Genomic DNA, 16,893 nt, shown 5'->3' with positions numbered 1-16,893 from the left:
TTATACCCTCTTGTCTACATATTTAAAGCTCTGCGAGATTCTACGCAGAGCTTTTTTATAGCACTTTTCTTAATCTACAATTTCTATAGGATCTCCAGCAGCTACAACGCCACCCTTTAATACTTTAGTGAAAATACCTTCTCTAGGCATAACACAATCTCCAACTTGGTGATAGATAGCACAGTGTTGATGACACTCTTTACCAATCTGAGTAACCTCCTGTAGAGTTTCACCAATTTTTAATTTGGTACCTATAGGTAGCTTACTTACTTCAATGCCATATGTTGTAATGTTTTCGGCAAAATCTCCTTCTTTAATTTCTGGCATACCTGCTGCTCTAATTTTATCGGCACTTTCCTCTGCCAAAAGGCTTACTTGTCTATGCCAGTCTCCTGCATGAGCATCTCCCTCTATACCAAAGTTTTCAATAAATATTGCCTTCTCAACAGGAATTTTTTTCTCGCCTTTTTTTTGACTAATGTTAATCGCCACTACTTTTGCCACCTTGACCCCTCCTTAGATTGTTATTACCTCACCTATATTTTTTGTATCATAGCCACCTAGTTCCTCAATTAGCGTTAAGAAATCTTCACTCTTCATCACCTCTATAAGCTTGATGATTTCTTTATTATTCAACTCTTTTTGCGGAATAAGCAAGTCATAATCCTCCCAATCTATAGGAATGAAGTCTACACCCATAGATCTTGCTGCAGAATATACACCTAAGCCACAATCTGCAGACCCACTAGCCACCGCTGCAGCCACCGCCATATGGGTGGTCATTTCTCTGTCATAACCATTTACATTAGAAGCTTCTATATCTTTTTTCTTTAGATAGTAATCTAAAAGAATCCTTGTTCCAGCACCTCTTTGCCTATTGACAAATTGTACTTCTTTTCTTGTTAAATCTTCTATCCCTTGAATATTTTTAGGGTTACCTTTTTGAACCATTAACCCTTGGCTCCGTTTTACAAACTTAAGCAAGGCCATATCTTCACCCTTTAAATAGCGGTCTACATAAGCTACATTATATTCCCCTGTACTTTCCTCTAATAAATGTATAGGTGCTATATGTCCTTCTCCTTTTTTCATGGACATAATCCCTCCCATGCTACCTACATGAGCTGAAGATAAAAACATGTCAGGATTCTCTTTGTGAAGTTGATTCCCTAGTATATCCATCACAAGATCGTGACTGCCTATAGATACGATGGTATGATCAATCTCTTCCTGAGGCTTCAGTAGCGTAACCTCTACCTCTGTTCCAGCTTCATAACCCTCCGTTTGTTGGGGCACCACCAGTATACCGTCCGCCTTTACTAAAGACATCGTCACACCAGCGCCACGCTCTAACGGCGTCGCTATCATTTTATCTCTTACTCTTCCTAACTTTAATCGAATATATTCCTCATGTTTGAGGGAAGAGACAATTCGCCTGCTTAAAGTTGCTTTTATTTTTTGACCTTCTGATAAGGTTTGTCGGTTGTATTTAAAAAGTAAAGGCTTTAAGAAAAATTCGAAAACAAAGTAGGCAGATACTGGATAACCAGGAATCCCTATCACTGGTTTTCCTTCCACAATAGCTAAAATAACCGGCTTCCCTGGTTTTGTAGCTACCCCATGGATCACCACTTCACCGATTTCTCTGAGAACATTTACTGTGTAGTCCTCCGAACCGGCAGAGGAGCCAGCATTAATAATAACAATGTCATTTTCCTTCGCAGCTCTGCAAATCGTTTCTTTAATGAGGTTATAGTCATCCTTTACAATAGAATATCTGTTAGGAGAACCCCCATACTGCTGTACCATAGCAGCAAACATTCTAGAATTAGACTCTATAATTTTTCCTATTTGAAGCTCTTCTGATACTTCTATAATTTCTGATCCAGTAGGTATAATCCCTACCTTAGGCTGTTGATATACTTCAACACTTTGAACTTGTCCAGCTAGAAGAGCGCCAATATCCATAGGCCTAATCTTGTGATTTGCTGAAAGAATCATTTCACCTTCAACAATATCTTCTCCTATAGGACGAACATGCTGCCAAGGCTTTGCAGCGCTATATATTTCAATGGTATTTTTATCTATTTCCACAATATCTTCAATCATAATTACCGCATCATAGGGATCTTTTAAACATCCCCCTGTATTGGTAAAAACAAAACCTTCCCCCAATTTTAATTGCATCGGATTACTCTCAGTGGCACCATAGGTTTTTTCTGCAATCACAGCTACCCCGTCCATAGCAGCGGCATTATAACTGGGGGAAGACTTTTTTGCAAACAATGGATAGACCGTCACACGGTCTAACGCCTCCATTACTGGTATCACTTCAGTTTTGACAAAAGTCTTATTTACTTCAAAATGTGTAAAATACTGTTTCTGTGCTTCCTCTAAAGGAATATTTGTTAAATAAATATTTCTTGTATCTTTTCCCATATTTGCACCCCATTCATTAGAATAAATAAACCTTAACGTTTTCCCCTTTAAGAAGTCCCTCTTGATTTGTATCAATTTTTACATATCCCATAGATTTTGTCATCATGGTTAACATCCCCGATTTTCCATGAACAGGAGATACAACTATTTTCTTATCATCCTCAGAAATTTTTACCATAACATAATGTTCTCTTCCAGGAGCAGATGCAATATTGACGGTTAATTCTCCTGTTATATAAGGAACAGGACTTTCATCTCCATAAAGATTTTTAATTAAGTAGGTTACTAGTGTTTGATAAACTACCAGAGCCGATACAGGTTGTCCGGGCAATCCAAAAACTGCTTTGTTTTTTACTTTCCCTATAATCGTAGGTTTTCCTGGCTTTACAGCCAGACCATGAATAAACACCCCAGGGTCTCCAATAGCATTGATGGCATCCTTTGTAACATCTTTTGTTCCCATAGAGCTTCCCCCAGAAACCAATACAATATCACTGGTTTCTAAAAAATCCTCTATTTTTTTCTTCAGTGCTCCTAAGTCGTCCTTCACAACCGCCATTCCCATGACATCGCAACGATCCTGTAGGGCGGCAGTAGCTAGGCTATACGTATTCATATCTTTAATCTGTCCTAGCTTTACCTCTTCCTCCGGTGCAACAATTTCATCTCCTGTAGAAATAATACTGACTCTAGGTTTCTTGTAGACTTTTACTCTAGTAATACCCATTCCTGCTAAAACTCCTATGTCCTGTGGTCTTAACTTATGCCCCTTTTTAAAAATTACTTGTCCCTTACTAATATCCTCTCCAAATTGCAAAATATTTTCCTTAGGAGCAACAGCATTTTGAATACATACCGTATTGTCCTCCAGCACCTCTGTATATTCTATCATCACTACGCCATCACTGTTTTTAGGGATCATCCCTCCTGTAGGCACGTAGCAACATTCACCAGATTGAAGAGCAAGTTCTGTAGACTTACCCATAGCTACTTCACCAATACTTTTTAAAAAACTGGGTAAAGCTTCACTAGCTCCATAAGTATCCTTTGCAATGACAGCATAACCATCAACCGTCGATCTATTAAACTCAGGAACATTGATGGTTGCTTTAATATCTTCATGAACAATGCAGCTTAAAGCTTTTAAAATAGATATTTCTTCTACCGGCAAAGCTAATTCTGCAAAAACCTCCTTTAGCTTCTCACGGGCTTCCTTCATCGTTAATGTACTTAATAGTTCCATGGTCCTTTCCCCTTCGCATAAACGTAGTATTTAATAAGGCTACAATAAACAATAGCCAATCTGCTTGGATTGGCTTATTTGTTAAGACAAATTTCCTTTCCGAAGTGGGAGGCAAATAAATTTCTTTATTCACCCATTGGTAAAAAATCTTAGTTTAAACAACCTTAGATTATTTCACTCGAAAATTTGACAAGCAGGTATTTTACTCACTTAAATTTGTTTTTATCGTACCATACTTTCAGAAATTGTTCAAGTTTTTAGAAATCACTGAAAAAAATAAAAACCCCTAAGATTTTCTTAGAGGCTTTATATCCAAGATGTCGTTAACTGCAAAATTCACACCCGCCACTCACTCAAGGTGGGTGACACATTTTATTCTTCTGAAGTCCACCTAAAGTGGCATGTCATAGGAATAAAAATATGTTCTCCCGGATGTTATTTGTCGGTTGAATTTCGCAAGGGTCAACGAGCACCTTCGATGATCTTTAAACTCATTATACAACAAAATAAGTAAAATATAAAATGTATTTTTTGTCAAAATGTTTTATTATTACCTAAGAACTAATTGCTTTTTCCATTAGTTCTTTATAGCTTTGTTTTTTGACTGCCCTCTTCGCTTGACATTTTTCTATACTTCCACTTCAATATCCTCTTTCACGATATAGGAGCAGGCTAAACGAAACCCTTTTTCTATTTCCTCATCCTTTAACCTTAAATATTCTTCTGCACTGATATCTTCTAAGTCATTTCCCTCTAATATCTTCACCCTACATCCACCACAACGGGCATTGCCCCCACAGGGAGAAGGGATGAAAACATTACTCTCCCTAGCAATACTTAATAAGCTCCTCCCTGAGAATACCTCAACAATTTTATCGGATTTTTTAAAATTTACTTTTATGGTCATTGGAATTTACCTACCTTTATCTCATAATATGCAAACACTTGCCACTACCTTAAATTTTAATATCTAAGAACTACATTCGTAGGCTTTATTTATTAAATTTATTAAACATATACCTATGATATATTTATTACCATTTTTTATTTTTATATAAAAAAAGGTAGCCTAAGCTACCTTAAAATTACTGATAATTTTATTGATTTCATCCTCTTTGAGTGTTTCCTTTACCATCAATTCCTCTGCAATGGCATGCACTAAATGAATATTTTCTTCTATAAGCTCTTTTGTTTCTGCATATAGTTTCTTCATTTCTTTATTACATATCTCTGCTAATCGTTGGTCAACCCCTCCGGATTGTCCCAGCAGGATATCATAATTAATCATACCTACTTCTTCGTTCATACCAAATTGTTTTGTCATAGCTACTAAGATCTCTGTAGCTTTTTGAATATCATTACTTGCCCCTGTGGTTATATTTTCCTTTCCAAAAATAGTCTCTTCTACAATTCGACCAGCAAGAGCAACTTTAATGCTATGAAACATATCTTTCTTCCTATGATACATGCTGTCAGGAGGAATATTCATACTGAATCCACCTGCCCCCTTGGTGCTTGGTATAATCGTTACCTTTGTCACCTTATTTTCAGGGCACAACAATTTTGTGGCAATCGTATGACCTGCTTCATGATAGGCTGTAATCCTTCGTTCTTCTTCTTTGATATTACTTCTATCTTTTTTCTCCTCACCAGCAATTACTGTATAAAAGGCTCTATCAATATGTTTTTCTGAGATAAAACTTGCGTTTTCTCTAGCTGCATAAATTGCTGCCTCATTCATCAGATTTTCCAACTTTGCCCCACTGAAATAAACAGTCTGCTGTGCAATGCTTTCAATACTAATGGTATTTGCTATAGGCCTATTTTGTGTATACAACTTCAAGATATCTTGTCTTGCCTTTAAATCTGGTAATCCTACTTCTATTTGTCTGTCGAAACGCCCGGGTCTTAAAAGCGCCTCATCTAAAATATCTAGTCGGTTAGTAGCAGCCATGATAATAATCCCTTCACTTCCTTTAAACCCTGACATTTCTGTTAGTAAGGCATTTAAAGTTCTATCGGATTCATCACTACCCCCTAGACCACCACGGTCTCGTTTTTTTCCTATAGCATCTATCTCATCAATGAAAATAACACACTTTCCTTTTTCTCTAGCATTTTTAAAAAGATTTCTAATTCTCCCAGCCCCAAGACCTGCATAAACCTGCACAAAGTCAGAGCCTGAAACAGCTAGAAAATCAACACCAGCTTCACTTGCTAATGCCTTTGCCATCAAGGTCTTACCTGTACCAGGAGGACCATAGAGAATTACCCCTTTAGGCATCCTAGCACCATAACGTTGATATTTTTGAGGATTCTTTAGAAAATCTACCAATTCCATGACATTTTCCTTTGCTTCTTCATTTCCTGCAATATTAGCAAAGGTAATTGTTGACTCTTTTTGGGTTGAAAACTCTACGGAGGACATTTTATCATATTCCCTTGAAGCTTGTTTTGAACCTTGCTTAGAAAGCATAAAACCAATTCCAGCAAAAGCTCCAATCAATACAATAAAAGTGATAATCTGAACAACAGAGTGTTGTTCTCCTACCTCTTCTACGATGATATCTGCTGTTAAAAGCATTTCTTTTAAATTATCTGTTCTAGGATGATCCGTAATGAATTCTTGCCCATCCTTAAATTCTCCCTTAATTTTAGGACTATCCACTAAAAACACCTTATTCACTTGATTTTCTTCAATTTTTTCTAAAAATTCTCCATAAGGTACTTCTACCGGTTTTTCTGAATAAAAATATTGTCTATAAATTCCAAAGGATACTATAGACAATATAACAACGAACATACCTATCGCTATCATTAGCTTTTTTCTACTTATTTTTTTCATGTGTAAAACCTCCCCTATCTATATACTGAAAAATTGGTATGTATCCAGAGGTTTACATAATATTTTACCATATCTTTTGTCAAAAGTAAAGTTCCTAATAAAATAAAAAAGCCTTCCTTTTAAAATGCTTGAACGCTAACATAGTAGAAAATATAAGAAGAATGATCATTTATTCGTCTGTTTTTTCATTTGTTGACTTTTTGGATGCTTGGTTTTGTAAGTCTTTTGTTACTCTTTTTTTTGTCTTCGTCGTAAGAATTTCATAATTCCCCATGGCAGCAGCAGCTACTACAAAGGAGTTTAAAAAGCTTAAATACATTGTCTTTAAAGTAATTGTTCCAAAAATACATTGGTTGGTGAACATAATAAAAGCCGCTACAAACAGTGTTACAATTTTTTTATCTAAAAATTCAGGCATATAATCTTTTATAAAGTGTGTAATGACATTGGTGGCTATAACTGCTCCTGCAAAGCTCATTAGATAATCAGCCTCAATTAAATCAAACCCTTCAGATATCATATTCTTCCCCCTTTATCTATATAATATGATACATTAGGGTTTTCATGCCACTAATTATTGATTTTTTCTTTTATTTTGCAAGTAGTTTAAAAACTTTTCTTTTACCTCTACATGTTGTTGATATTGGTGATCATCAATAATTCCTTTCGCTTTATATTGTTTTAGTATGTCAATTAACTGAATAGATAGTGATTCTAAATCTAGTTCAATGGTTTTTAAATCCTCCTCTTTATACTGTCGTTGCTTATTCACCATTCATCTCCTCCTAATTTGTCATATTTCTATGATCTTCATCTCATTCAACGAAGCTGTATATGAAAAGTAGTGTTGAAATCTTCAGTTTTGGTCATTGTATGGCGTACGATTAATTTGAATGTCTTTAAGCTTGAATTTTCCTTAATAAAGGTCATAAGGACTTTGTTAATTATTTCCTGTTTTTCTAGTATTCTATAAAAACCAAGAAAATCCTTCTAGTTTTCAAAATTAATTTTAAATTTAATAGATACATTTATGGGCTTGATAGAAAAATCAAGCTGTTGAAGATATCTTTCAATAGCTTGATTTTTTAGAAAATTTATTTTCAATTTATGATATACTGCCAAAAAATTTTGTTTACTTCACATTAATTTCTAATACATCTTTTATCATTTCTATTCCTTTTGAAGTTTTGTATACAGATGTCACAGTCTTATTTTCATCATAAAGTAAGATACAGTTTTCGGTGTCTTCCCCCATCAACATAACTTCTTCACCTTCAACCGCTACCAATTGAAAACTTTTGTTTTCCACATCAGCAAAGCCCACTTCCTCCAAAAGCTTTTTTAAAGGTATTCCTTCATATTCTTCCACCTGTGATGTACCTGTTAAAAGTGCGATTTCCTGTGGGAAAACTACAGCATCTTTAGTGGTTGAGAAATAAGCCATATTCTTCACGTTCATACCTAATTTAAAAGCGGGACCTATATTCATAGGAGCATTTTCCCCTTCTGTCTTGATATAATATCGTGATGAAACCATGGCAATTGTCTCATTTTTTAATAGGCCATCAGAGGATACCATTGTAAAAAATCCTTTGGAGTCCACCTCCTCTAGCTTCGCTAAAATTTCTCCCACTTCTATAGAAGCATCCTTACTTCCATAATACTCGTACATATAGGGGGTGATATCTCTCGTTAGCGCATCAAACATTTTCACGGATAAAATATCTTTTTCAGAGATATGATTATATAAATCAATGGTGTAAACCATTTTTACCCAATAGACACCAAATTCATCAGGAATAATGACACGAATAGGTTTTTCATTATCAGCGATTTCTTCACCATCAAAAATATAACCTAAAATCACTTGTCGCGTGTCCATGATTTCTTTAGGTACCAGAGCATAGTAGCCATCTCTTGCAGTAACCCCTATACCATTATAATCCTTTAAATTTTCTCCAAAATGTGCTAATACAACATCTAGTGTTGGTCCCTCCACGGTTATTGAGATTTCTGTACCAGTGCTTTTTCTCAAAGTAGTATGACTTTCAACTGTAGGAAACTGCTTTAATTCCTCCATGGTAATTTTTATAGGACCTTTTTTACCACCATGAATGTAAAAGATACCAGCTTCTTCTTCTCTGAGGTTTCTCTCCATTTCTTTAGGTACAGCAGACATCAGCTCTCCTGATTCTAGATAGTTAAAAGTACCTATAGCTGCATTTACACCATTGACCACAGCTTGGCTCGTCATGGTAGCTCCAGTAATTTGGAGGATATCTTGAGGGGTTTGTTCTTCTAACTTAACCAAATTCAAAAAAGACGCAGCACTTTTTCCTGAGAATCTCTCCATAAACCAATTTTCCGTTAAAATTCCTCCATAGCTAGGGGTTTCTTGATGCTCTATAATGTGAATGCCTGTAGTTGTACCAGTGGTTTTATCGATCCCTACTGCAAGCTGTATAACACCTTCATAACCCACTGGCGTAACTACAAAAACATTTCCTGTATGCTGTCCCTCAGCATCTTCAACCCTATAGATTTCTTCCACCGCTGGAAAATTTTCTTCTACATAGCGATCTTTTGTTTGCTTTGTTATATCCTTCATCTTCATCTCTGAAGGAAATAGTTTACCAGCTACCTCCTGAACCCCACGATCTTCTGTATGATAGAAGGTAATCCCTAGCATGATCAGTACCAGTATAAATACAAAACCCAGTCCTACTTTCTTATTTTTCATTTTTCTATTCTCCTTTACCCACTAATCGATTTGAATCGTCTTTATGTTTTGCACCCAATTAGGTTTATTTACATCTCCTTCTTCTTTTTGACCAACGACTAACCTAAAGGGGCTTCCTTTTTTACTATCATACTGTTGATGATTCTCCTCCCAAGCAATCATCATCTTGTAGGTTTTATCAGGATTTTGTTCATCTATATAATCTGTTCTTTTTACTTCTTGAATTGTATAAGCCTTAGCATAACCATCCTCCGCAATAAAAGTAACGGTTTTAGCTTCTTTTGAAGGTTTAATAACATTTTCTATAAGATAACCAATAGCAACACCTTTAAAGTGAAAATATTCTCTTGTTCCATAACTGTTAAGAGCAAAATACTCATCCTCTATAACTGCTGCCTCCATCTTTTTCAATGCTTCTAGGCTTATATAGGTTTCTTGATTAAGAGCACTGCCTTCAAAGTGTAAAGCTGGTCCCTCTGGAATTTTTGATTGTTCTTCTTGTTTTACTTCTGGTTTTAATTCTGGGATTTTCTGCTCTTCTTTTTGTTTCTCTGCTTCAGCAGGTGGTATATTCTCTGTTGGCAACACTTCGGCTGACTTTTCTTCTTTTACATCTTCTTCTATCCTATTCGTATCTATTTGCAACGCTTCTTGATCTATTTGTAATTCTTCTTGTATCTGTACTTCATCCTTTGGTGTTTCTTGTAAGTCTTCTGCTACCTTTGTCTCTTTATTACACCCTGTTGTGATAAAAAGAATGAATATTACTATACAAATAAGCCCTTGTAATTTTCTTTTCATCATACCATCCTCCCTCCTAAAAGGAGAGAAGCGGACACTATATCCGTTTCTCTCTTAAGTAAACTATTCGTTCATAAAATCAATATAGGTTAAAAACTTTCTTAACATTACAACAGTTTCAGCACGACTTGCATTTGCTTGAGGATCAAAGGTATTATTTCCTACACCTGTTGCAATACCTGCTTGATTTGCTATAGCAACCGCTTCTCTTGCCCATGCTGAAATGTGCTCTTCATCCTCGAACTTAGAAAGCTGTTGATCTATAGAACTGTTATCAAGCACTTGATATTGATTCACTACTTTTAGCGCTTTCGTCAACATCACTACCATTTCTTCACGGGTAATCACATTGTAGGGGCGGAAGGTATAATCTGTATATCCTGATACAATGCCTTCAGCTGCTGCTGTTGCAACATATTTGCTATACCATTCATTATTAGTGATATCATTAAAGGTATTTTGGTTTAACTGTTTTTCTCCCAATCCCATTGCTTTTACTAGTAAAGCAGCAAATTCAGCCCGAGTAATCGCTGCATCAGGATCGAAGGTTGTCTCTCCTTTGCCTGAAACAATGTTTTTTGAAGTCAAAGTCTCTATATGTTTTTTAGCCCAATGACCTTCAATATCTCTAAAGGTTTTATCACTTTCTATAACAGTATAGATACTATTTGAGCGACTAAAAATAGTAGCATAGGTTCCATTTTCCTCTACAGTAAATACTGTAGGCACATATTCAAACTTCCTAGTGGCTTCGTTCCATACAACACCGGTAGCTTGGTTTGTGTTGATATTGGAGGAAGTCAGTATTTCTCTTTTTACATAGGTGTTTCCAAAAGAAGTGATTTCCTGTTTTTTATCATTTGCAGTAAGGAAGATTTTGAATTCCACAGCCCCAGATAACAGTTCTTGATCTTCTGCTAAAGAAGCTAGAATGGCTTCTTCTACCTCTTCTGTTACTTTATTGATCTCAATCGTTAAACTCATGTCCTCTAAATCTACTTCTAATAGCTCTTCCCCTAATGAAGCTAAAAGCGCTTCTATCGGTAGATAGTAGTTTGCTACATCACTTTTTATAGCAAGCTCCATCTTTTTATCCCTTAGGACATTGAGAACTGAAGCTGGTAATTGTACCCTTATGCAATCACTATCTCCTTGAGACTGAAGGATTAGAGAACTGCCATCTTCTTTGTTTAGAAGGAGATCATTATCCTTTGCACTCCATATGATTTCCTCAATCACTCTACCATTTTCATCGGTGCTTATTTCATGTTTTACATCTTCTGTTGTGTTTATCTCTTCGTCAACCTCTTCTTCTTTTGATGGTGAAGATCCTGAATAGTTTGGTGATGAACCTCCACCAGAAGTAACACTTTCAGTATTTACACTAATGGTCTTTACATTAGATACCCAATTAGGTTTATTAACATCTCCAGCCTCTGTTTGACCCATGACTAATTTCAATGGATATTGACCTGTTAATGTCCTTCCGTCCTCCTCCCATGCTAGAATCATCTGTAATCTAGCACTGGACTTATTTTGATCGATATAGTCTCTTCTCACATCCGATAGGTTATATTGTCTCCTATATCCATCCTGTGCAGTAATACTAACGCTTCTAGCAGAGGAATTGACGCCTACAACTTCATCCAACAAGTATGCTAGGGAAATACCCCTATAACGTACGTATCCTTGCGTACCATATTGGTTCAAGAAGAAATAATTAGCACTTACGCTTCCACCCTTGCTTTTAAGATCCTCCACAGTAAAGTATTGGGCTTCATTCATCCCTGGACCTGTAATCTCTAAAGACCAGTTACCGATAGGTGGTGTTACTGGGGTTGTACCGTCGCCACCTGAATTACCTCCACCATCTCCTGGGTCCTGTGTATCGTCACCGGGGTTCGGTGGCACTATGGTATCATAACCACTTAATTTATTATAGGCAACACCGCCATTGGTGCCTACCCAGAAGTCTCCTTGATCGTTGATATTTAAGTACCATATACTATTAAACTGTGATGTAGGCCAGGTATTCGTGTAATCATAAACAGCGATATTTCCTGCCGCATCTCTGTACAATAGTCCACCTGTTGTGGTACCAATCCACAAACCGCCATTGGCTTCAGCAATAGCAACACGAATAGAATTTCCTTCAGCCAGCGATGGCACTAGCTCTTTGTCAGTATAAATCGTTCTTTCTCCACTAGGGCTAATATAATCTACCTTTCCAAAACGAGCTACCCAAACACCACCATCCTTGTCAAAGGAAATAGATCTTACCCATTTTGCAGAATCATCGGTATAAGTAGTTACCTGTCCCTGGGGATCGATATAGGCATAACCCCCTCCACTAGAGCTTTGTGTAGGAGGATAAAATCCTACCCAAACACCCCCCTTATTATCTAAAAGAATTTGGGTTACAGAATCAGCAGGAAAACCATGGGATTTATTATAAACAGTCCATTGATGGTTTTTATCCCTATAGGCAGCACCTTCTGAGGTACCGAACCAAACGCCTCCCTGCTTATCCAACACAACTGACTGGGCAAAGTTAGCTGGCAGTGGGCTGTTATCTTTGGTATAGATGGTCCATGCATCTTCTTTTTTGTATACAGCCCCCATACCATCTTCAGGGCTTCCCCCCACAAACCAAACACCATTGCTGTCATCTACTGCAATACTGTAGACAGTATTATGAGGTAGCGGGCTGTTATCTTTATTGTAAACAGTCCAATTTCCTTCTGCATTTTTATAGGCTACACCACCACCATTGGTACCCACCCAAAGTCCACCTTGCTCATCAGCAGTAACACAACGGACAGCAGCCCAAGGTAATCCACTACCACCGTCATTGCTATAGATAGTCCAATTTAATGTGATTGGAGATGTTATTGGTGTTGGCGGTTCTTCATCGTGAATTATATCCTCTTCTTTTGGCGCCTCGTAATTTCCTGTTCCTACAACAATACAGTCAGTATTTTTAATCCACATATCCTTTTTCGCTTCTACGATTAATCTTAGAGGGCCATAAGCATTATTGTTATCATATCCTGGACTGCTTTCATTAGGTACTAAAGGATAGCCATTGCGAGCATAAGCTAATATGATTTCTCTATTTTCACCTGAGCTATTTTTGACTCCATTCATCACCCAATTCAAGTCCACACCTCTATTGTAAGCAGCACCTTCAAATGCTGTTATAGCACTAGGAATTGTTACATCGTCTTTTAAACCTACTACATCTTTAATTAAGTCCCATAAAATGATCCCTTCTAATTCAGGCGTGCCATCCCCCGTATAGGTGTTACGAACAATAATGGCATTCATATCCTCCAACTGTTTTAAACTGAAGGTGCGGGGCTCCTTCACTTGAGATCCTGTTACCCGCAGCACTGCCTTATCTTGATATTGGGTATACACACCAAAATCATGTTTCCAGCTATCTCCCTCCGCTGCCTCAATAACAATTTCTGCTACATCACTAACAGATTTAGCATTGTTTAAATCCCCTGTTTGGGTTTGTCCTATCACAAATCTTAGAGGTCCCCCATTATTTTTAGCTTCTGCATCATAACCTTCTGAATTCGTACTCGCCACCAAAGGTTTTCCATTTTTACCATAGGCTAACATAACCCTTAAATTATTGGCACCACTAACTTCGTTTATATAGTTGGTTTTAGCAATTTCCTCCATGGTAAAAGTTCTGCTGTAGCCATCTGAGTCAACAATTTTTACCGTGACAGCACTGGCCTGAAGACCGATTTCTTTTCGTAGGTATTCATAAAAATCAATCCCACGATAGGTATCTACATATTTTTCTTCTGTGTTTTTCACCAAACAATATTCATCAATAATAATATAATTTTGTAGAGCTTCTAATTGTCCTACTGTAACTGTTTGTTGTTTCTTTGCACCATTTCCACTGATTTTTAGTGTGCTGGAGGCATAGCTGTCAAAAGGAGGGTATAAATGTGCCCATCCATCCTTCTCAATATTCACTGTAATTTTGACGACATTGGAGATACTATCACCTGGAACACCATTTTCCTTTTGTCCCATAACAACCATCAATGGTCCTCCGTTGTTATAGGCAGACGAAACATAACCTTCCTCCTGTTGTTTTCCCACCACCATAGGGTGACCATTTTTTGCATAAGCCAGTATAGCCTTTAGATTGTTGGCACCCGTTACTTCGTTATAATAATTTTCCTTTGTTACATTGTCCAGTGGCACAGTTAATGTATCACCATTGGCATTTTCAAAGGTTACACTGCCTGTGGTTCCCGGGAAGCCAATCTTCTCTAAAAGCAGATATTTTAAACTCACACCTTCATACAAATCAGAAATCTTGTCATTTTGATGAAGCTTAGTAAAATAGTAGTTCTTGAATAAAGCCTTATCTCTTTCAGCAGCAGAAACGTTGTAAACCATCTTCTCAATATCCTGCACAGTAAAACTTTGGCTGGATAATACTGTGCTGCCATCACCAATCACTTCTATCTCAACACGATTGTTTGCTAAGGTATCATAAGGAGCATAAGTATGGGTTGTATAGCTTTGATCCTCTCCTATAATGATTTTCTTGGCAAACTGTACCTGCTCAGAACCATTAGTATGACCATAGGATTTTTTACCGAAAATAATTCGTAAAGGTCCTCCATCATTTCCTAGCCCAGAATTGTATCCTGCATCAGAAGGTCTGATCACATAAGGATAGCCGTTGTATCCATAGGCCACCAAAGGTGAGTATCCTGTTTCTAGAGGTTCAACACCGCTGCCATTGAAGCTGCCATCCCCCAGGTCGTTGGGATCTTTTTCATAATACCCATACAAAGCTTGATTTTTTATTTCTCTGATGGTCATAGCTGGGAAATTATAATTATCCGCTGCAATCATTTGCACCCTTGTGTTTTCATCAATATTGGGATCTAACCCTGCTCTAATCAATAACTCCCATAAAGGTACACCTTTATAAGTATTGTAATACCAATAAGACTGACTATTGGACAAACTATACTCTTTCTCAAGGTGAAGATCTGTCATCGCTTCAATATCTTTTACTGTATAATTTACTTCTTTACCTATACCTGTACCCGTCAGGGTTAGTACATAGTTGGTATACTTTGGATCATTGTAGGGAGGATGTGCATGCTCATAGACCCCCGGAGCATCCTTTTCTGTCACATAGATATAGGCTACATTAGAAAACTTTGTGACGGGATCAGATGCTGTTTTTTGCCCCATAACCAACTTTAAACAACCATCGTCATTGTATTTACTTGGTATATAACCTAAGTCAGTATTTAAATACATAAGTGGTACTTCATTGACACCATAGGCCACTATCATTCTTAGGTTGTTTTCACCACTGACATTATTACGGTAATCTGTTTTTCTAATGTCTTCTAAGGAATATTCACCTATTACTTGACGAGACTTATTTTTGAAGATAACTTTTCCTGCATTGCTTCTTAAAGTTACAAAATTATCCAGTAAATAATCTACCGTAATCCCTTCATAGCTGTTTTGCAGTTCCTGTCCTCCTATTTTTTCTTCATAGGTACCACGGAAAAGTCCCGCATTGGATTCTTGAATCTGCCTTACAGAAATTGCACGATAAGACTCAACCCCCGGTCCTTCTATCGTCAAGGTAGCTCCTGTTATAGAGTCTATGTTATAGGGGGCACCATCATAACCGATATGCTTATAAGGGCTATTGATAAAATCAATAGGCTGGTTAGTATTTTCTTCATTGTTTATTTCGATTTCATGAATCGCTTGAAATACTGTACCAAATTCTATTTCCTCTTTTTGCTTACGGTAAATTCTTAACTTAGCCTTACCATCATCATCATTAACAGCTGCCCCATCTATCTCGTAAGCCAGCACATATTTTAAAGATGGATTAGCGATATCTGCTTGTAATTGAGGATCAACGGGGTAGCCATCACTGGCAACAAATTGTACCTTGGCGGTAGGATCTGTTATCCCTACTACGGTATTTAACACATACCATAAATCTACCCCTTTAACGGCTACCGTTTTTAGCCCACCTTTTGAGTTGTATTGATAATCTTCATCGATTTGATACTGTGCCGGCATCGCCTTCAACTGGGAAATGGTTAAATTCTTTGTCGCTGATATCGCATTCCCCTTAATGCTAAGCACCGTTTCCTCTTGGGGACGTTCGTTTCCTACTTGAATTTTTGTAAGTTTGCTAACCCATTTGCTCTGATTCTTGTCATTAATATTGGTTTGCCCAAATAGAAGCTGGGGGGTGCTTAACTTATCTGCTTCTGTTAACGCTTCGTCTGCCCATGTAATAGGAGGGTTAAAGGCATCCTCTCCTATAGAAATAAGCTCATTTTTGTAGAATGCAATTATCGGACTAATCAATTCTCCATTAGCTTCTATGAAGTCTGGATAGTAATAAGTAGACTGCAGTTCATAGACACTTTTAGTGACCGAAAACCCATCAGATGCCGTAAAAACTATATTATAATTTTGGTCTGTCTTTAAATTTTCTTCTCCAATTAAGTTAAAAAAATCATAACCCTTTACTTTTGTAATCTTATGAAAATCTTGTGAATTATTGGATGAAAAATACTTCTCCACCATTTGGTACTTATTAAAGTCTGATTCATAAAGTACCACATCTTCTTCTAATCCTGTTCCTGTTATCATTAAAACAGGTTTTTCTGCTGCTTCTACTGGAAAAGTGTTGCTGCCAAAACCAATTTGTCCAAAAACCGTTAGCAAAATCATGATAAATGCTAGAAATTTGCTCAGTGGTTTTTTATATTTCCTTTGCTTCATGGAATAGCC

Annotated in this window: 10 protein-coding genes, 1 other RNA gene and 1 riboswitch; all 11 genes read right to left on the bottom strand. The window is 37.0% G+C overall.

Translation table 11 applies throughout. The features are described from left to right. Positions 1–69 precede the first annotated feature (69 nt). The 11 genes from BJL90_RS12620 to BJL90_RS12570 all read right to left on the bottom strand — a co-directional run bounded on the left by BJL90_RS12620 (position 70) and on the right by BJL90_RS12570 (position 16,884). Positions 70–504, bottom strand: a complete 435-nt coding sequence (locus BJL90_RS12620) for an MOSC domain-containing protein (protein ID WP_070968526.1) — start codon at positions 502–504, stop codon at positions 70–72. 12 nt (positions 505–516) lie between these two features. Beyond that, the gene (locus BJL90_RS12615) at positions 517–2,439 is read right to left on the bottom strand and encodes a molybdopterin biosynthesis protein (RefSeq protein WP_070968524.1); all 1,923 of its coding nucleotides are present in this window, start codon (positions 2,437–2,439) and stop codon (positions 517–519) included. A gap of 16 nt (positions 2,440–2,455) precedes the next feature. Further along, the gene (locus BJL90_RS12610) at positions 2,456–3,682 is read right to left on the bottom strand and encodes a molybdopterin molybdotransferase MoeA (protein ID WP_070968521.1); all 1,227 of its coding nucleotides are present in this window, start codon (positions 3,680–3,682) and stop codon (positions 2,456–2,458) included. Positions 3,683–3,758: 76 nt separating this feature from the next. Continuing rightward, positions 3,759–3,878: riboswitch (molybdenum cofactor riboswitch) on the bottom strand. 109 nt (positions 3,879–3,987) lie between these two features. Further along, positions 3,988–4,166: non-coding RNA, 6S RNA (gene ssrS / locus BJL90_RS12605), on the bottom strand. A gap of 144 nt (positions 4,167–4,310) precedes the next feature. Then, positions 4,311–4,589: a 2Fe-2S iron-sulfur cluster-binding protein gene (locus tag BJL90_RS12600; RefSeq protein ID WP_070968519.1), complete on the bottom strand. Its 279-nt coding sequence runs from the start codon at positions 4,587–4,589 to the stop codon at positions 4,311–4,313. Positions 4,590–4,751: 162 nt separating this feature from the next. Then, positions 4,752–6,527: an ATP-dependent metallopeptidase FtsH/Yme1/Tma family protein gene (locus BJL90_RS12595; protein WP_070968517.1), complete on the bottom strand. Its 1,776-nt coding sequence runs from the start codon at positions 6,525–6,527 to the stop codon at positions 4,752–4,754. Between the two features lie 169 nt (positions 6,528–6,696). After that, positions 6,697–7,047: a hypothetical protein gene (locus BJL90_RS12590; protein ID WP_070968514.1), complete on the bottom strand. Its 351-nt coding sequence runs from the start codon at positions 7,045–7,047 to the stop codon at positions 6,697–6,699. Between the two features lie 54 nt (positions 7,048–7,101). Further along, positions 7,102–7,302, bottom strand: a complete 201-nt coding sequence (locus tag BJL90_RS12585) for a hypothetical protein (protein WP_070968511.1) — start codon at positions 7,300–7,302, stop codon at positions 7,102–7,104. Positions 7,303–7,659: 357 nt separating this feature from the next. After that, the gene (locus BJL90_RS12580; RefSeq protein WP_070968508.1) at positions 7,660–9,267 is read right to left on the bottom strand and encodes an FMN-binding protein; all 1,608 of its coding nucleotides are present in this window, start codon (positions 9,265–9,267) and stop codon (positions 7,660–7,662) included. Between the two features lie 21 nt (positions 9,268–9,288). Then, on the bottom strand, positions 9,289–10,068 hold the full coding sequence (locus tag BJL90_RS12575) for a molybdopterin-dependent oxidoreductase (protein ID WP_205684239.1): 780 nt from the start codon (positions 10,066–10,068) through the stop codon (positions 9,289–9,291). Between the two features lie 63 nt (positions 10,069–10,131). Beyond that, entirely contained in the window at positions 10,132–16,884 is a 6,753-nt protein-coding gene (locus BJL90_RS12570; protein ID WP_070968502.1) for an S-layer homology domain-containing protein, read from the bottom strand. Between the last annotated feature and the right edge of the window lie 9 nt (positions 16,885–16,893).

It is taken from the genome of Clostridium formicaceticum, assembly GCF_001854185.1.
GTDB classification, from domain to species: Bacteria; Bacillota; Clostridia; order Peptostreptococcales; family Natronincolaceae; genus Andreesenella; species Andreesenella formicacetica.
This window is presented reverse-complemented; position numbering and strand designations above follow the sequence as displayed.